Here is a 17,970-nt window from a genome sequence, read left to right as displayed (position 1 = left end):
GGAGGGGCAACCTGACACGGTAAGTGCTGTCGCAGAACCAGGAACCAGAATCCCCTGCCTTTAGGCAGGGGAGTATGACAATTGTGAGACAATGGTAAAGCTGCGCTTTCTGTGCAGCCTCTGGTTCTAATCAGTTCTATCTGGCCAATTAGGGGATAGTATGCTGCACACACTATCTGGCCAATTAGGGGATAGGTCTCCAGCTCTGATCGGGATCCACTGTATCCTGGAGCTTTACGACTGCCCGGCCAAACTTTTGGATGATGCCTCTCTGGTGCAACAGGCTTTGCGAGAGGCAGCCAGACGCTCCAACTCCACCTTTTTGGGAGAGCTGTGCCATTCATTTGAGCCACAGGGGATTACAGCCCTCGCTCTTTTGGGGGAATCCCACATCTCCATTCACACCTGGCCCGAAGCGGGCTACGCGGCGGTGGATGTGTTCACCTGTGGTCGCCACACCCGACCGGAAGCGGCCTGTGAATATCTGATCGACGTGTTTCAAGCGCGACGATATTCCCTGCGCAAGGTGCCCCGCCGCACCGCGCAACCGACACTCCTGGAAGAGGCCCCAGACTCGGCTGAGGTGCTCACCTGTGAAGCAACCCGACGAAGGCGCTGAGATCTTCGCCAATCGCAGCTTTTTCCAAACTGTCATGGGGGCCATCTGTAGGCTGGGTGGGATCCGATTCACCCCAGAGGTCAGTCTATGTTGCTGGAAAAAGCTGTAGCGAGGTGCTTATGAGCAGCCCGAGAAGTTTCTTCTGGGTTCAGGAGTACTTTACCCCTTGGGACTACACCGCCCGTGCGGTCACGCGCATCTTGGCCTACCGAAAAACCCCTTTCCAGGAGATGCTGATCGCCGAGACGGGGGCCTTCGGCAAGGGTCTGATGCTGGATGGGCATTGGCAATCCACTACCGTGGATGAGTTTCTGTACCACGAGGCTTTGGTTCATCCGGCTATGGTGCAGGTTGTCCAAGCGGGCGGGATCCCCCGGCGGGTACTGGTGTTGGGGGGGGCAGAAGGGGCAACGCTGCGGGAGGTGCTGCGTTGGCGCTCGGTGGAGCAGGTGGTGATGGTGGACATCGATGGGGAGGTGGTGGCAGCCTGCCGAGAGCACCTGCCGGAAATGCACCAGGGATCCTTTGAAGATCCGCGGGTGGAGGTGGTGATTGCCGATGCCTTGGATTTTCTCCAAGAAACAGGCCCCATTTGGGATGTGATCCTTTCCGATCTCTCCGATCCCATTGAGTCCGGCCCTGCCTACCGCCTCTTCACCCAGGAGTTTTTCCGCCAGATCCGCTCCAAGTTGCAGCCAGATGGGGCTTTCACCATCCAAGCCGGGCCGACGGGGCCGGTTGAGCTTCATCAACACACCCGCATTGTTCGCACCCTGAAAACGGTGTTTGCCGCCGTGCAGCCCTACGCCATCTATGCCCCCACCTACGGTGGCCCACTGGGTTTTGCCCTGGCAGCTCAGGATCCCATCTCCCCCAGGCCAGAACCGGAGCAGATCGACCAGATTCTGAGCCAACAGTTGGATCCCGAGCGAGGGGCACTGCAATTCATCGATGGCATCACCCTTCTGGGCCTCTACCAAGTCCCAGCTCACCTGCGCCGTGCCATTGCCGCCGAGACCACGGTTTATACCCTGGATAACCCGCCTCGCATCGAATAAGGGGCTATCCAGCACCCCGAAGGGATCCCAGGAGAGTTTGTCTTTGGTGCCATAACTTGGTAGATTCGTGAGCAGCCGAATTTTGCTTCCCTGATGAAAGTCCTGGTTATTGGTGGTGACGGATACTGTGGCTGGGCGACAGCCCTGCACCTATCCAACAGGGGTTATGAGGTGGCCATTCTCGATTCCTACGTCCGCCGCCTCTGGGATCTGCAACTGGGGGTTTCTACCCTGACCCCCATTGCCCAGCTAGAGCAACGGGTGGATTGCTGGAAGGGGCTAACCGGCAAGGACATTCCCATCTTTGTCTGCGACGTTACCAACTACGAAGCCCTGATCTCCTGCATGCGCCGCTTCCCGCCGGAGGCCATTGTTCACTTTGGCGAGCAGCGCTCTGCCCCTTACTCGATGATCAGCCGCGAGCATGCGGTGATGACCCAGGTGAACAACGTGGTGGGCACCTTGAACATCCTCTACGCCATCAAGGAGGAATTTCCCGATTGCCACCTGGTGAAGCTGGGCACCATGGGCGAGTACGGCACCCCCAACATCGACATCGAGGAGGGGTACATCACCATCGAGCACAATGGCCGCAAGGATACCCTGCCCTACCCCAAGCAGCCGGGATCCATGTATCACCTCTCCAAAGTACACGACAGCCACAACATCCACTTCGCCTGCCGCGTCTGGGGCCTGCGGGCCACCGACCTGAACCAAGGGGTGGTATACGGCGTGCTCACAGAAGAAACCGGCATAGACGAGGTGCTGATCAACCGTCTCGATTACGATGGCGTATTCGGCACAGCTCTGAACCGCTTCTGCATTCAAGCGGCCGTGGGCCATCCGCTGACAGTGTATGGCAAGGGCGGCCAGACCCGCGGTTTCCTGGATATCCGCGACACGGTGCGCTGCGTGGAGCTGGCCATTGCTCACCCTGCCGAGCCAGGCCAATTCCGGGTGATGAACCAGTTCACAGAGCAATTTAGTGTTGAGCAACTGGCGTTGCTGGTGCAAAAGGCGGGAGCCACCATGGGCCTGAAGGTGGAAATCAACCACCTGGAGAACCCCCGCGTCGAGCTGGAAGAGCACTACTACAACGCCAAAAACACCAAGCTCCTAGACCTGGGCCTCCAGCCCCACTATCTGTCCGATTCCCTCTTGGATTCGCTGCTCAACTTTGCTCTCAAGTACAAGGATCGGGTGGATGTGCGGCAGATTTTACCCAAGGTGAAGTGGAAAGGTTAACTCTCCAGGCAAGCTTGGGCCAGGCTCAGCCAGCCGCGCGCCAGGTTGTCCAGGTTATAGCCGCCTTCCAAGCCGAAGAGGGTTTTGCGGGTCACCTGCTCCAGGCAGAGGCGGGCCATGCGGCCAAAGGCTTCCGGCTCTAGCTGCATACCGGCCAGGGGATCCCCTTTGGCACAGTCGAAGCCGGCGCTCACCAGCAGCAAATCCGGCTGGAACGCTTGCAAGAACGGCAAGATCTTCTCGTCGAGGGCCTTTTTGTAGGCCAACCAATCCGAGCCGGCAGGCAAAGGCACGTTGCAGAGGTTGCCGTGGATCCCGGTTTCGCGAGCGGAGCCGGTGCCGGGGTAGAGGGGAAACTGATGGATGGAGGCATAGGCCAGTTGGGGATAGCGCTCCACCACCGCCTGCGTGCCGTTGCCGTGGTGAACATCCCAATCGAAAATCGCCACCCGCTTCACCCCCGGCTGATCCAGCGCCCACAGCGCCGCAATGGCTGCGTTGCTGAATAAACAAAACCCCATTGCCCGTTCTGGCTCTGCGTGATGCCCAGGTGGACGGCACAGCACCAGCGCTGGCTGAGCGGTGGTCAAAACCGAGGCAGAGCCGGCAATCCAAGCTCCCACAGCCAGGCGCGCCGCTTCAAAACTTCTCTCCGAGAGAGCAGTGTCGGCATCAATGTGTCCCCCACCTGCTGTTGCCAACTCAGCCACCTGTTGGATGTGCTGACGCGAGTGTACTCGCTCCAGCTCTGCCAGCTCCGCCAAGGGGGGATCCCGCCATTCCAACTGGTTGGCAAAAGGGGCACCACGCAGCGCCTTAACAATGGACTGCAAGCGAGCCGGACGCTCGGGGTGAAATGGCCCAGTATCGTGGCTGAGGAAAATATCAGAATAGTAAACAGGCAACATGGGCAGAGGCAACAAGCTAAGGCAACGCCTTTGCAGTGTAGCTTAAGCCCGCCCCCTCTATCCGTAGAAGACCTCTGACATGGATCCCGCATAGGGGTCAAGGCCAAAAGAGGCTTGTTGGAGTTTTTGATTGACCACATCCCGCACTACCGACCGCAGCAATTCCAGCTCAGAGGAATTGAGTTGATCGCGGCTGGGACACTCATCGGCAGCCAGCCACATGTAGATGGCGGGGACCCGGTTTAGGATCTGCTGCATCATCGCTTCCCGCTCCCTAGCGTCATGAAACACCTGTTGATGGGGGTGCTCAGTGGAGAGGATAGTTTCCAGTTCTCCCAATGCCAGGTACTCGACGATATTAACCAACATCTTTTCCATGATGAATGTTCCTCCTAAAAATCCCTGTCGCTCTTAAAAACAGACATTAAACAAAAAACGCTGCTTCCCCATCTTCCTCCGCTGCTTTTGGCACCGGATTTTGCCTACAGGCCGACCATTTAAGCCGGTTGCAGTTAAGTCTGCCGTCGGGAAGAAGTTGCGGTTTCGTTCGTAAGATCCTCTTGTGCAGCCAATCCTTGCCTCCTCTATTCGCCTCGTTTGCCTTTCCACTTGCCGCTGAAAGCAGCCAATAGGAACCATCAGCAGCTGGAAAATCTTTTTGCTGGTATTCAGTACCAACGAAGAATTATCAGCGTTCAAGAGAAACAAGGTAGAGCGTTTAACAAAGACTATAGAAACTCGACTGCAAAAGGCAGGAAGATCTTACTCAGCTATTTGTCATTCACTACCCTAACACGTGACTGTGTAAGAAATTGCGGGAATATTAAGAAACTTACATATTTCTTGACAATTGACTAAAACTTCTGTCTGTCAAGGAGGCCCTGGAAGGCAGTTAAAGAGTTGTAAAGAGCAACTCTTCCCTTGGCTCCAAGCTCTGAAGAACTGCCAAATCCAGGGATCCAAAACAAATAGATTTAGCCTGCTATGGGCAGATCGACTCGCTGAGCCTGGATCCAGAAAGACTCTAGGTCATAGTAGTCCCTTTCCTGTTGCATAATCACATGGACAATGAGATCGGCATAGTCGATCAGTATCCAAGAGGCCGATTCCTGCCCTTCGATGCGGCGCGGAGTTTGTTTCCACTCGTCCCAAACCTTTTCCTCAATTGCTCGGGCAATGGCGCGGACTTGCGTGAGCGAGTAGCCGCTGACCAGAAGAAAGTAATCTGCCAAAGTGGAGACTTGGGATACATCCAGCAGAACGATATCGCCACCTTTTTTCTCTTCTGCCGCGCGAGCTGCACTCAGCGCCATGCAATAGATGGGATCCCCAGCAGGGGCAGGCATGAGATGTAGCAACTAAAACCCTCCTGAAACGACTGAGTTAACCTAGGACACCGCTTTTTCTAAAGGATGTAACAAAAAATGATTCCGAGTCATGAGTGTGCGCGGATGAACCACCTGATTCCGGTCTAGCAAAAATTTTAGGCTCAAGTCACATACTCCCACTACGGTTTTAGACAAATCTACAAAAGCCATCTGCCGCAACCGCTCCAATTCTGGGCTGTTGCCCCGATTCGGCTCCAGGGCATCGGCCACGAAAACCACGCAACTGAGCGGATCCATGCCGGGCTGCCCTAGCGTGTGGTTGGCAATGGCCGCCAAAATCTCCGGATCCTGTACCTGAAACTGCTCCCGCGCCACCAGGGATCCCACCTCAGCGTGCAGGATGTGAGGTTCGGCCCGCTCAATTTCATCCAGCTCCCGTTCCTGAGCCACCCTTTGCAACAGTTGCTCCGGCGGGAAAGCCTTGGCCAAGTCGTGCATCAGCCCTGCCCAAGCAGCTTTCTGCTCGTCCAGCCCGTAGTGGGCCGCCAGCTGTCGGGCCATCCCCTCTACCCCCAAGATATGGCGGAGGCGAGGAGGAGACACCCGCTCCTGTAGCCAGGCCAACACCTCTTCCCGCCCCAGTTGAGTGCCCATGGCCCTAATCATTTTGCAACTTCAGCACGGCCATAAACGCTTCTTGGGGCACATCCACCGTTCCCACCGCCTTCATGCGTTTTTTCCCCTCTTTTTGTTTTTCCAAAAGCTTGCGTTTGCGGGTCACATCTCCTCCGTAGCATTTGGCCAAGACGTTTTTGCGCAGGGCTGGTATGGTTTCACGAGCAATCACTTTAGAGCCAATTGCTGCCTGAATGGGCACTTCAAATTGATGGCGTGGGATCAGCTCTCGTAACTTGGCAACTAGGGAACGGCCTACATAAAAAGCTTTGTCCCGATGCACAATTGTGGATAGAGAATCCACCACATCGCCGTTGATCAAAATGTCCAAACGCACCAAATCATCGGCGCGATAGCCAATCATTTGGTAGTCCATGCTGGCATAACCACGAGTGCGTGATTTCAATTGGTCGAAAAAGTCGGTGACCACTTCCGCCAGGGGCAGCTCATACACCAGCGTAGTCCGACCCTGCGCCAGATATTTCATGTCTTTAAAAGTGCCGCGTTTGGTCTCGCACAGCTCCATCACGGTACCGACAAATTCCTCAGGAAGAATCACCTCTACCCTGACAATCGGCTCCTCAATGCTGGTGCGCTCGTTGGGGGGAGGCAGCTTGCTGGGATTGTCCACCCGAATCACAGAGCCGTTGTTGAGGGTAACTTGGTACACCACCGTCGGAGCTGTGATCACCAGATCGAGATTGTACTCCCGCTCTAGGCGTTCCTGCACCACCTCCATGTGCAGCAGGCCCAGAAAACCACAGCGGAAGCCGAAGCCCATGGCGCTGGAAATTTCTGGCTCAAAGTACAGGGCAGCATCGTTGAGCTTGAGCTTTTCCAGAGCCTCTTTGAGTTCGGCGTACTGATCGGAGCTGCTGGGGAACAGGCCACAAAACACCATCGGCTTGGCTTCTTTGTAGCCGGGCAGGGGCTCAGGAGCTTTGCGATTCACCAGTGTGATGGTATCCCCAACACGGGCGTGTTCCACGCTCTTGATGGCGGCGGCCATGTAGCCCACCTCGCCCGCATGTAGGGCATCCACCGGCTCTTGGTTGGGACGCATCACCCCCAGCTCGGTAATCTCGTATTCTCGGCCAGAGGCCATAAAGCAAATCTTGTCCCCCGTTTTCACCTCCCCGTCCATGATGCGCACATAGACGATCACGCCGCGATAGGCGTCGTAGTAGCTATCGAAAATCAAGGCCCGCAGGGGCTCCGCCACCGTATCCCGTGGGGGCGGCACCCGCTGCACAATGGCCTCCAGAATCTCTTGAATGCCAATACCCACCTTGGCAGAGGCGAGGATTGCCCCGCTGCAGTCGAGGCCGATTACCTGCTCAATCTCGGCAATGACCCGTTCCGGCTCGGCCCCCGGCAGGTCGATTTTGTTGATCACCGGAATAATTTCCAGGTTGTTCTCCAGGGCCAGGTAGACGTTGGCCAGGGTTTGGGCCTCCACCCCTTGAGAGGCATCCACCACCAGCAGCGCCCCTTCACAGGCGGCCAGGGAGCGGGAGACTTCGTAGGTGAAGTCCACATGCCCCGGCGTGTCGATCAGGTTCAAAACGTAGTCTTGGCCGTCTTGGGCACGGTAGTTCATGCGGGCCGCTTGCAGCTTGATGGTAATGCCCCGTTCCCGCTCCAGTTCCATGCTGTCCAGCAGTTGTGGCCTCATCTCGCGGGCTGAAACGGTGCCCGTTTCCTGCAGGAGGCGATCGGCGAGGGTGGATTTGCCGTGGTCGATGTGGGCGATGATGGAAAAGTTGCGAATACGGGAGACAGGAACGCCGGTCATAAAAACCTGATCAGGGCAAAGATTTTTTACAATGCTAGCCTCTCTGCTCCCCTGCCTGAACTGAGGTTGCCCAGAAGTTGGTTGCCAAGGGGAGAAGACACAGCCCTTCTGCCGGACACCAGAGCACCCTACTGGAATTGGCCGGGACAGCTCCTTTCCGGCAGCGCTGACTAGAGCCGGTACAACAGACGTGCCGCTTGTGTGGCAGGGATGGGATCCGTGAAGATGGAAAAAGCCAGAACGAACTTAGGCGGTGTTGTCGCCAGCTCGCCAGGAGGCTATGGGTCTGACCCGACGGCAGAGGAAGCAGTCCAGAACCCTGCCCAAAGCACTACTTGTCTAACTTCTCAATGTAGGGGCGAATGTCATTGAGGTCGATGTAGCGGTCGGTGGCGTTGCGCAGCTCGCGGGCGATCATCCCTTCGGTGGAGACAACTGTAATCAGCGTGTTTTTGGAACGCAACAGCTCGACGGCCCGCTCAAAATCTCCATCGCCGCTAAATAGAATGATCCTATCGTACTGGCCAACGGTGTTGAACATATCGATTACTATTTCGATATCCAGATTTGCTTTTTGGGAGTACCGACCGGAGTCTTCATCTCGATATTCTTTGAGGATCTTGGTGCGCACAGTGAAGCCCATGCTGATCAGAGCGTCTCGAAAGGCCCTCTGATCATGGGGATCCTTGATGCCGGTGTACCAAAATGCGTTGACCAATTCAACATTTGGCTGTGATCTAACAAAATAATCCAACACCCTGCGTGGGTCGAAAAACCAGCCATTTTTTTGTTGGGCATAAAACATATTGTTGCCATCAATAAAGATGGAAACCCGAGTGACGGGATGATGGTAAAACATAAAGCTTTTCCGAAAAAAGTAAGGTGAACTGGTCAGAAAAAGAGGATGAAAACGAGGTCACTGACTTTCCACAAGAGCCATTTGGGCAGCCAGCACCTTGCTGACACCAATCTCTCATCATAGCCAAAGGTGGGATCCCTTTCTCAAGAATTAACTCTGAGGAGAGGCACCCCTGTAAACCAAAGCGGGTTCCGGTTGCCGCAGGGCATAGCTGGATCCCGGTCGATCGGCTTGGCTAACGTACAGCTCCGCCAATTGTCGAGCCAGGTTACGGATGCGCCCAATGTAGAGGGTGCGCTCGGCTACAGCAATGACACCACGAGCGTCGAGCAGGTTAAAGGTGTGGGAGCACTTGAGCACATAGTCGTAGGCGGGCAGGAGCAGAGACACGGCCAACCGATCCGGCAACACCTGTTTCTGCAGTTTCTGTTGGGTGGTTTCGATCAAACGCTTGGCCTCGGCTTCGTAGAGCCGGAACAATTCCAGTAGCATCTCCGGATCGGAATACTCGAAGTTGTAATAAGATTGCTCGACCTCATTTTGGAAATAGATTTGTCCATAGGTAATCCGTCCCAGAGAAGGATGCTCATTCCAGCAGAGATCGAAAACCGAATCCACCCCCTGCAGATACATGGCCAGGCGCTCTAGCCCATAGGTAATTTCTACAGAAACCGGGCGGCAATCTTGTCCGCCCACCTGCTGAAAGTAGGTAAACTGGGTTACTTCCATGCCGTCCAGCCACACTTCCCAGCCCACGCCCCAAGCTCCCAAGGTGGGAGATTCCCAATCATCTTCCACAAAGCGAATATCGTGCTCTGCCGGATTCACGCCCAGAGCTTGCAGGCTATCCAGGTACACATCTTGAATGTCATCGGGGGAGGGCTTGATCAACACTTGGTATTGAAAATAGTGCTGCAGGCGATTGGGGTTTTGACCGTAGCGTCCATCGGTGGGGCGGCGACAGGGTTCGACATAGGCCACTCGCCAGGGATCCGGCCCCAAGGCGCGCAAAAACGTGTGGGGGCTCATGGTGCCGGCGCCTTTTTCCAGGTCGTAGGGTTGCAGGATCAAGCAGCCCTGCTCCCCCCAAAACTGTTGCAGGCGAAAGATCAAGTCTTGAAAGGTGTGGGCTGACATGGCAAGGGTTGGGCAGAGATAGAGCAACCCCTATCCTACCAATCTGCTCTCCTCAGTCGAGCGGCTCTTCTTGATCGACTGGATCCGAGTAGTCCCACTCGATGGGGGGCATTTGGTCGAAGGCTTGTTTGAGGGCGCTTTCCCACAGTTTGCGCATCTTGGCCAGGTAGGGATCCCCGGTGCGCAGGCGCAGACGGTGGGTGACCTTGAACTGATCCGCTTGCACCATCACCAAATCGATGGGGGGGCCGACGGAGATGTTGGATTTCATGGTGGAGTCAATGGAGAGGAGAGCGCATTTGGCCGCATCCGCCAGCGAGGTTTCGTAGGAGAGGGTGCGATCCAGGATGGGTTTGCCGTATTTGGTTTCCCCCACCTGCAAAAAAGGGGTTTCCGGGGTGGCCTGGATGCAGTTGCCCTGGCTGTAGATCAAAAAGAGGGCCGGCTCCTCGCCTCGGATCTGTCCCCCCAGCAACAGGCTGCACTGGGCGTCGATGCCGTCTTTTTCCAGCCAGGGCCGGTCTTGCTCCTGGATGTACCGAATCTTGGATCCCAGGTAGCGGGCCACGTCGTAGAGGTGGGGAAAGGTGTGGAGATTGGTACTTTCCGGTTGGCGCAGATCCCGCTGCACTTCGGTCAAAACGCCCTGGGTGATGGACAGGTTGCCGGACGTGCAGATCAAGATCACCCGTTCTTCGGGCACGGAAAAATCGAACAGCTTTTGATAGGTGGAGACGTAGTCCACCCCGGCGTTGGTGCGGGAATCTGCCGCCATCACCAAGCCAAAGCGGGTGATGATGCCAAGGCAGTAGGTCATGAGGACGACGCGGCTCGGCTTTTTGATTGTAGAGGGTCAGGGGAAAGCAAATCCGATTTTGTGGCGGATTTCCTCTCGCAGGCGGGCGGTAATCGAGGCTTCGTCCAAATCGGCCAAAATCTGGGCTATGGCGGCTTTGGGCCCCTCTGGCCCCCAACTGGCCCCTTGGGCGAGGTAGCGGCGGGCGGACTCGCCGATGGCATAGCAGGAAAACCCGGCCAACACCGCCTGCGTCAGGGCCACGGAGCCGTAGGCCCCCAGAGAGAATCCTCCCAGCAAGGTTTTCAGGGATCCCAGGCCCAACAGCGCCACCCACTCGCCGGCGCCCAGGCTGAGCATGCTGAGGATGATCTTCTGCAGCAGTTGTGTGGCTCCTGCAGTGCTCATGGGCCAGCCGTACAGGCGGGCCAGGCGCAGGATCAGGGTGACATCGATGGCCAGCCCTCCCAAGGTATCGAGCAGGGTGATGGGGTTGAGGGCAACCGCCAGCGCTTTGGTGCGGGCGGCTGAGGCGATGAGGTCTTGGGCTTGCTGGGCACGGGTTTGCAGCTTGCGCTCAATTACCTGCTGGTTAACCCGATCGGCAAACAGGAGGGCATTCAAGGCCAGCAGCGAACGCCCCTCCCGATGCAGGACTTCCAGGATTTTCAGGCGCAGCTCATCCACCTGCGGGGATCCCACTTCCATTTGGGCAGCAAAGCTCCCATCCGGCCTTTGTACCAGGCGGGGCACGCGAGGGGAGGCCGCCACCATGACGATCTCGTCGGGGGAAAGGAGCTGCCGCACCCGTTCGTTGCGGATCTTATCGTAGATGGCCTGGCGATCCGCCTCTGGGTACTGGTCGATCTTGTTGAACACCAGCAGCATAGGCTTGCCCGCCTCCCGCAGGGTGGCCAGAGCCTCAAACTCCACCCGCGTCAGATCCCCGCAGACGACAAACAGGATCAAATCCGCTCGCTGCGCCACTTCTCGGGCCAGCCGCGCCCGCTCTTCGCCGTCTACTTCATCCAGGCCGGGAGTGTCGATCAGCTCCAGACGGGATCCCTGCCAATGGGCGACCTGTACCGACTGCACCGAGGAAGGGGGGAGGCGGGATCCCTGCAGGGATGTGCCAGAGAAGGAGGACTGGGGGCGGGTTTCCCAGCTGATGTTCCAAGTTGCCGCTTGCTGGGTACGGGTGATGCCATGGGTGGGCCCCGTCTCAAAGACTGGCTCGCCCAGCAGGGCATTGAGCAGGGAAGACTTGCCTCGCCCCACCAGACCAAAGGCGGCGATGTGGATGACCTCGGTTTCCAGCTTGTCCAAGAGCGCTTGCAAGCTCTCCAACTCCCCTTCTAAGCCCGCGACCTCTTGGGGGCGCAGATCCAGTTGGGCCACCCACTGGCGCAGGCTGCGCTTGGCTTGTTGGTAGTTGAGGTCATCTTGTAGGGTGTTGCGGCGAGCCATAGCCGTAGCGCTCAATAGCGGTAGGAAGCAGCCCTTAAAAGACTCCACTTTGCTCTCGGGATCGGCAGGCTTCCCCACCGGACAGAGAGCTTCTCATCGGACAATACAAGGGACAATACAAGACGATCATAAGAGGAAGGGAAGAGTTAAGCTCAAAGCAAGGCGGCCTCAGCCGCCGGGATCCGCAACTCAAAAATCCGATATCCAAAACTTGGCAAGAGGAGGTTTTCCATGCCCAGGGCTATCTGGAATGGGGTAGTGGTGGCGGAGACAGACCGCTACGAAACCGTAGAAGGCAACATCTATTTTCCGCCGGAATCTCTGCGCCGGGAATACTTCCAGCCCAGCTCTACCCACACCACCTGCCCCTGGAAGGGGGAGGCCAGCTACTACACCCTCGTGGTCAACGGCCAGGAGAACAAAGATGCCGCCTGGTACTACCCGGATCCCAAACCCGCTGCCGCCAACATCCGGGGCTATGTGGCCTTCTGGAAGGGTGTCAAGGTGGAGCCCTAGCCGGAGCCGAGTTTGTCAACCGGGTATGATGGGAAGAGTGGGTTGGAGAGGCGATGCCATGCTGACCAATGGCCGGATCCTGTTTGGCGCGGCCCGGTGGGCGAGAAAGCTGGGCCTGGCCGGATTGAGCTTGGTGCTGTTGGGCTGCAGCCCCGCAGGTTTTCGCACCCCGCGTCCCAGCCTGACCAACAGTGGCCTCAACAGCATCTTCCCCGATGGGGAGCCTGCTTTCAACGGAGATGGCCGCTACCTGGTGTTTTCCTCGGCCCGCAGCGGCAGCCAGGATATTTTTCTCTACGACACGGTGGAACGTCGCTTGGTGGATCTGCCCGGCCTCAACTCCAGCGACGTGGCGGCTACCTCGCCCGACATCAGCGCTGATGGCCGCTACATCGTCTACGTGTCCAATGCTCTGGGCAAGTCTGAGATCTTCCTCTACGACCGGGAAACTCGCAGGATAGAAAACATCAGCAGCCGGGTGCCAGGAGATGTGCGCAACCCCACCATCAGCGGCGATGGCCGGTTTATCGCTTTTGAGAGCAACGGCCAAGGACAGTGGCACATCGAGATTTTCGACCGGGGGCCGGCGGCCAGCACGCGTCCAACCTCACCTTCTTCCCCCAATGCTGACGACAATCCCTGAGGGGATCCTCAAGCTAGGATAGACCCCCCTGCTTTGCAAGAGTTGTTGCATGTCGATTCCCCTCGCCCAGCGACTTCAGCCCCTCGGCGGCAATGTGTTTGACCAAATGGATCGAGCCAAGCGAGAGGCTCGTCGCTCTGGCCTGGATGTGATCGATCTGTCTCTGGGATCCTCCGATCTGCCCCCACCTTCAGACTCCTTGGCGGCCATCCAATCGGCTCTGTCGGATCCCTCTACCTATGGCTACACGCTGTTTCACGACACGGCGGACTTTCGGTCTGCCTGCGCCAAGTGGTACAGGGGCAAGTTCGGCCTGGAGATCGATCCGGAAACAGAGGTGCTGCCGTTGATCGGATCCCAGCAGGGAACGGCCCTCTTGCCCCTGGCCCTGCTCAACCCCGGCGATGTTGCTTTGGTCGCCGATCCGGCCTATCCCTCTCATGCGGGCGGGATCCATCTGGCGGGCGGGATCCCCTACTACCTGCCCCTGCGGGCGGAAAACCGCTTCTTGCCCCAGTGGGATCGGATCCCGGCAGCGATCTGCCGGCAGGCGCGGCTGCTGGTGTTGAACTACCCCCACAACCCCACCACTGCCACCGTCACCCCGGAGTTTTGGCAAGAAACCCTGCAGTTTTGTCAGCAGTACGACATCGTTCTGGCCCACGATTTTCCCTATGTGGACTGGCGCTTCGACGGCCAGGTGGCCCCTTCTGCGCTGCAGGCGGATCCCGATAAAACCCGCACCATCGAGTTTTTTTCTCTCTCCAAGTCCTATCACATGGGGGGATTCCGGGTAGCCTACGCCATTGGCAGCCGGGAGCTGATCCGAGCCCTGCGATGGGTGAAATCCACCATCGACTTCCATCAGTACCAGGGCATTCTGCGGGGGGCAGCAGCGGCTTTGGCAGTTCCCGATAGCTTTTTGCAGCGCTGGCGGCAGGTGTACCGCGAGCGACGGGATATAGCCGTGGCGGCTCTGCACCGCATGGGTTGGCCTGTGCCCTTGCCAGAAGCCACCATGTATCTGTGGGCGCCTCTGCCGGAGTTTTATCGCGGCTCTTCTGCCCAGTTTTGTCTGGACTTGGTGAGAGCCACAGGGGTTGCCCTGTCTCCCGGTTCTGGCTTTGGCCCCAGTGGGGAAGGCTATGTCCGCTTTGCTTTGGTGGTCGAGGGATCCCGTCTGGAGGAGGCAGTGGGACGGATCGAGGCGTTTTTGTCCCGGTGAATTTCCTAAATCCCAAACATCAATCCCAAACATCGAGCATCCAGCTCTCGGTTGGTTGTGCTCGCCCACCCTCGGGCAATCTAAGTCAGGATAAGAGTAAGAGTGTTATCCAAGTTGAGTGGGCATGGAGAAGGAAACGCTCGACAGTTTTTTGTCCATCCGTGGGGTGATGGGGGTGGCGCTCTTGAGTCGGGCAGGTCGCCCTTTCTTCTACCGCTCTTTTCAGGATTTGGATAGCCGACAGCAGCAAGCCCTTACCGAAGGGCTGTTTCAAGTTTTGGAGACCATGCCCCCAGGACTTGACTATTTTGATTTTCAGTTTGCCGAGCAGCGGGTTTTCGTTTACCCCCTTGGGCCGGAATGGGCGCTGCTGGTGGCGGTGAATGACGAGCTGGTGATGCCGGTTTACACCTTGGCCGTGAACCGCCTGCGAGCCGAGCTGCAGCAGGATACGCCAAAGGGCTTGGCCACCTTTCGTCTATTTACCAGCCAGGCGGAGGCAGGCCGGAACGCTACCCAGCCCAGTTCCGCTCCTGCGGCGGGCCCGCGCATGGAGATGGATGTCTTCGTGCAATCTCTGAACCGTCTCTGCCAGATGACAAGCGGCTATTTGGGCAAGGCGGTGATCGTCAACTATTGGAAGGCAGCACGGCAGGAAGTGGTGGAACGCCAGGGATCCCAAGCAGAATGGCTTAACCAGTTCGAGATCGAGCGCAGTGGCCAGATCCACTACCGGGGATCCCTCAAGGAACTGGACGAATCTCAGCAAAGGGTGCTACGGGATTGGGTGCTGGCTTTTTTCCGTCGCTGTGAAGAGGTAATCCACGATTTTCGCAACTTGATCAAATCGTCAGAACTGCGCCTATGAAAAGGGGCCAGTCTTTTTCCTGAGTAGGGCTATCGGCGAACTCTACCCGGCTCTTGGTCGAGGAAAATCCAGGCTAAGCTATGACCATGATCAACCCGGATCACGCCAGGTGCAGACGGGATCCCTGCTTGGAGATGTTTCCTCTTGTCGCCGAAACCGGTGCAGCCGAAGATCTGCATTTGCTACCGCGATGCCGCCGGATCCCTCGTTAGTATGGGGTTACGGCGCGCTATGCGAAGGAGTTGCCATGCTGAGAATCGTCACCCAGCTAGCCGAGGCTGAAGCCGAGCTTAGACGGATCTCGGAGCGCACTCAGGCTGACCAGAACCTGCACCGTGAAGCAACCGTGCGGGAGATCCTGCAAGCGGTACGCCGTCAGGGGGATCGTGCCCTGCTGGCCTATACGGCTGAGTTTGACCAGGTGGAGCTGAGCGTTGCCGAACTGAAGGTGTCTGGGGCCGAGCTGGAGGCGGCTTACCAGGCGGTGTCTCCGCAATTGCTTTCAGCCTTACGGCTGGCCAAGCAGCGCATTGAGGCTTTTCACCGGCAGCGGGTGCCCAGCAGTTGGGTGAGCTTTCCCGGCCCTGAGATCGTTTTGGGCAAGCAATACCGCCCTGTGGATCGCGCCGGCCTATACATTCCGGGGGGGCGGGCCGCCTACCCCAGCACTGTGTTGATGAACGCCATCCCGGCCCAGGTGGCGGGGGTGCCCGAGATTGTGATGGTGACGCCACCGGGATCTGACGGGTTGGGGGGCAAGGGGATTAGCCCGGCCATTTTGGTGGCTGCCCAAGAAGCCGGGATCCAGACCATCTATCGCGTTGGGGGGGCTCAGGCAATAGGAGCTTTGGCCTACGGCACCGAGACCATCCCCAAGGTGGACGTGATCACCGGCCCCGGCAACATCTACGTAACGTTGGCCAAAAAGCTGGTGTACGGCACAGTGGGGATTGACTCCCTGGCAGGGCCTTCGGAGGTGTTGATCATCGCCGATGAGAGCGCCAACCCTCTTTATGTGGCTGCCGATTTGCTGGCCCAAGCCGAGCATGATCCCCTGGCGGCGGCCATCCTTCTGACCACCGATCTCCAGCTGGCCCAGCAGGTGCAGCAGGCGGTGGCCACCCAGATGGAGGCCCATCCCAACCGTCTGATGGTGGAAAAGTCGGTGGTGAACTACGGTCTGATTGCGGTGGTGCCGGATCTGTCAACGGCGGTGGCCTTGTCCAACCTGTTTGCGCCAGAACATTTGGAATTGCAGGTGGCCGATCCCTGGGCTTTGTTGGATCCCATTCGCCATGCGGGGGCCATTTTCTTGGGCCACCATACCCCAGAGGCGGTGGGAGATTACCTGGCCGGCCCCAACCATACCCTGCCTACGGCAGGCTCAGCCCGCTACGCCTCGGCTCTGGGGGTAGAAACTTTCCTAAAGCATTCCAGTCTGATTCAATACGGCTCAGCGGCTTTGCGGGAGGTGGCCAGCGCAATTCAGGCCCTCGCCCAGGCGGAGGGGTTGCCTGCCCATGGCCAGTCGGTGCAGGTGCGGTTGGCAGAAGGAGGCTAGAGGGTTTGCAAAAGCCTTGTCTCAAGCCTTACAGCCGTGGTCGCGTACCGGAGGGCAGGATGACGGGTTGGGTCAGGCGAAAGGGGCAGTGGGGGCTTGCGGCAGTTGGGATGAGCTGGGCTCTGTTGCTGGCGAATCCGGCAGTGTCTTCCTCCGGCAGGATCCCTTCTCCCCACTGCTGTCGCGAACAGGATGCCGCTCTGTCGGTGCAACGGAGTTCTTCTTCTGCTGTTTCTATCCCTTGGGATTGGGTGTATGGGTTGCAGGAGCAAGCCCGGCAACGGCAATGCACGGTGGTTGGCCTGTTGCGCAGCGATCCCCTGCCGGCGCCAGATCCCCAGTGGCAGGTGTACACACGGCTGGATTTGGTGGCTACACCCGAGGCTGGTCGGTTGACCAGTGTGTTGTTTGCCGAGAACACCCGTACTCAAGCCCTGCAAGTCGTTTATCAAGCCTCGGCGTCTGTGTACGGCCCTGCCGAGCCATTGGATTTTGCCATGATCCTGCCTTTGGCCTGGCAGGGGAACACTTTGCTGGCGCGGGAGTACGAAGGCTGGTTCCAAACCGATTTGAGCTGGGATCGGGCGGTGGTCTGGCCCTTGCCCACCGGCTCGACAGGGATCCCACCGGTGCAAATCTGGGATCCGCCGCCGGCGCTGGGGTATGCGCAGCTGCTGGGCTGGGATCCCCAGGCGCGAGAGCGGGTGCTGTTTGCGGTGGCCGATAGCCTTGGAGAGATGCCCCGCTTGGTGAGCGTGGGCCCAGACCGCCAGGTGTTGCTGCGAGCGCCTGCCGTTGCCCTTTCCCCAACTCCCTCTTCTCTACAGGGGTGGCAGGAGATCCGGCCCAAGGGGGGAGAGCCTCTCTGCCACCAAAGCCGTTTTGGGCTGGAGCAGGGAGGGGAAAATGAAAAATTAAACTGAGATGCAGAAGCCTGTGGGAGCGACAACCATGTCCAAACCGGTGGTGCGGCGGGGCTGGCCTCTGGAGGCCTTTGTCGGGGATGTAATCGTCTGTACCCTAGAGGGATCCCATCTGGATCAGGTGACGGAAATCCGAGTCAGCCCGGCGGGCAAAGGGATCCGGGTCAGCTTTGGGGATCCCTTGGGGCGATCCCGAGAGCCGGTGCAGGCCAGTGCCGAGCACCTGACGGTTACCTTCGAGATCGATCCCAGCACCTACCCCGGTGAGAAGCGCATTGAGCTGATCTCGCCGGCAGGGCCGAGCGATCCCTTGCCCTTTTTGGTGATGATGTAAAGGCGCGAAGAGA

General features: G+C 58.1%; 19 protein-coding genes. 10 read left to right on the top strand and 9 right to left on the bottom strand.

The annotated features are described in order from the left end of the window. Positions 1–160: 160 nt before the first annotated feature. From speD to NW849_RS05100, 3 genes are all read left to right on the top strand, one after another. The gene (speD, locus tag NW849_RS05110; RefSeq protein ID WP_414350000.1) at positions 161–619 is read left to right on the top strand and encodes an adenosylmethionine decarboxylase; all 459 of its coding nucleotides are present in this window, start codon (positions 161–163) and stop codon (positions 617–619) included. A gap of 119 nt (positions 620–738) precedes the next feature. After that, positions 739–1,677, top strand: a complete 939-nt coding sequence (locus NW849_RS05105; RefSeq protein WP_414356308.1) for a fused MFS/spermidine synthase — start codon at positions 739–741, stop codon at positions 1,675–1,677. 93 nt (positions 1,678–1,770) lie between these two features. Further along, positions 1,771–2,922, top strand: a complete 1,152-nt coding sequence (locus NW849_RS05100) for an NAD-dependent epimerase/dehydratase family protein (RefSeq protein ID WP_414356307.1) — start codon at positions 1,771–1,773, stop codon at positions 2,920–2,922. Here NW849_RS05100 and NW849_RS05095 read toward each other — a convergent pair. The 9 genes from NW849_RS05095 to NW849_RS05055 all read right to left on the bottom strand — a co-directional run bounded on the left by NW849_RS05095 (position 2,919) and on the right by NW849_RS05055 (position 11,887). Next, positions 2,919–3,830, bottom strand: a complete 912-nt coding sequence (locus NW849_RS05095; protein WP_414356305.1) for a histone deacetylase — start codon at positions 3,828–3,830, stop codon at positions 2,919–2,921. The genes NW849_RS05100 and NW849_RS05095 overlap by 4 nt on opposite strands. Before the next feature lie 57 nt (positions 3,831–3,887). Then, a complete protein-coding gene (locus tag NW849_RS05090; protein ID WP_414342999.1) occupies positions 3,888–4,208 on the bottom strand; it encodes a hypothetical protein in 321 nt (106 codons plus the stop codon). Positions 4,209–4,804: 596 nt separating this feature from the next. Then, on the bottom strand, positions 4,805–5,176 hold the full coding sequence (rsfS, locus tag NW849_RS05085; RefSeq protein WP_011431734.1) for a ribosome silencing factor: 372 nt from the start codon (positions 5,174–5,176) through the stop codon (positions 4,805–4,807). Positions 5,177–5,218: 42 nt separating this feature from the next. Further along, complete coding sequence (gene yqeK / locus NW849_RS05080) at positions 5,219–5,812, bottom strand: bis(5'-nucleosyl)-tetraphosphatase (symmetrical) YqeK (RefSeq protein ID WP_414328665.1); 594 nt, start codon at positions 5,810–5,812, stop codon at positions 5,219–5,221. Positions 5,813–5,816: 4 nt separating this feature from the next. Continuing rightward, a complete protein-coding gene (gene lepA, locus NW849_RS05075) occupies positions 5,817–7,628 on the bottom strand; it encodes a translation elongation factor 4 (RefSeq protein ID WP_414356302.1) in 1,812 nt (603 codons plus the stop codon). A 331-nt stretch (positions 7,629–7,959) separates the two neighbouring features. After that, positions 7,960–8,487: an NYN domain-containing protein gene (locus tag NW849_RS05070; RefSeq protein ID WP_011431737.1), complete on the bottom strand. Its 528-nt coding sequence runs from the start codon at positions 8,485–8,487 to the stop codon at positions 7,960–7,962. A 150-nt stretch (positions 8,488–8,637) separates the two neighbouring features. Then, entirely contained in the window at positions 8,638–9,624 is a 987-nt protein-coding gene (gene glyQ, locus NW849_RS05065) for a glycine--tRNA ligase subunit alpha (RefSeq protein ID WP_414356301.1), read from the bottom strand. Positions 9,625–9,676: 52 nt separating this feature from the next. After that, complete coding sequence (locus NW849_RS05060; protein ID WP_414356300.1) at positions 9,677–10,441, bottom strand: peptidase; 765 nt, start codon at positions 10,439–10,441, stop codon at positions 9,677–9,679. A gap of 36 nt (positions 10,442–10,477) precedes the next feature. Next, entirely contained in the window at positions 10,478–11,887 is a 1,410-nt protein-coding gene (locus tag NW849_RS05055; RefSeq protein WP_414356311.1) for a DUF697 domain-containing protein, read from the bottom strand. 231 nt (positions 11,888–12,118) lie between these two features. Between NW849_RS05055 and NW849_RS05050 the strand changes: the two genes are divergently transcribed. The 7 genes from NW849_RS05050 (at position 12,119) to NW849_RS05020 (ending at position 17,957) form a co-directional block, all read left to right on the top strand. After that, entirely contained in the window at positions 12,119–12,403 is a 285-nt protein-coding gene (locus NW849_RS05050) for a DUF427 domain-containing protein (RefSeq protein WP_414328853.1), read from the top strand. Positions 12,404–12,461: 58 nt separating this feature from the next. Beyond that, on the top strand, positions 12,462–13,046 hold the full coding sequence (locus tag NW849_RS05045) for a TolB family protein (protein WP_414328852.1): 585 nt from the start codon (positions 12,462–12,464) through the stop codon (positions 13,044–13,046). Positions 13,047–13,095: 49 nt separating this feature from the next. Further along, positions 13,096–14,271 (top strand): LL-diaminopimelate aminotransferase, encoded by a 1,176-nt coding sequence (locus NW849_RS05040; RefSeq protein WP_414356298.1) that lies wholly within the window; start codon positions 13,096–13,098, stop codon positions 14,269–14,271. 124 nt (positions 14,272–14,395) lie between these two features. After that, a complete protein-coding gene (locus NW849_RS05035) occupies positions 14,396–15,139 on the top strand; it encodes a hypothetical protein (protein ID WP_414356297.1) in 744 nt (247 codons plus the stop codon). Positions 15,140–15,386: 247 nt separating this feature from the next. Next, positions 15,387–16,700, top strand: coding sequence for a histidinol dehydrogenase (hisD, locus tag NW849_RS05030; protein WP_414356296.1), 1,314 nt, complete (start codon positions 15,387–15,389; stop codon positions 16,698–16,700). 110 nt (positions 16,701–16,810) lie between these two features. Next, entirely contained in the window at positions 16,811–17,623 is an 813-nt protein-coding gene (locus NW849_RS05025) for a hypothetical protein (RefSeq protein WP_414356295.1), read from the top strand. Between the two features lie 28 nt (positions 17,624–17,651). Further along, positions 17,652–17,957 (top strand): hypothetical protein, encoded by a 306-nt coding sequence (locus NW849_RS05020; RefSeq protein WP_414356294.1) that lies wholly within the window; start codon positions 17,652–17,654, stop codon positions 17,955–17,957. The last annotated feature ends 13 nt before the right edge of the window (positions 17,958–17,970 follow it).

This window comes from Synechococcus sp. R55.3 (assembly GCF_047461975.1).
In the GTDB taxonomy this organism is placed as follows: domain Bacteria; phylum Cyanobacteriota; class Cyanobacteriia; order Thermostichales; family Thermostichaceae; genus Thermostichus.
The sequence above is the reverse complement of the archived record's forward strand: the minus strand, read 5'-3'. Positions and strand labels throughout refer to the sequence as shown.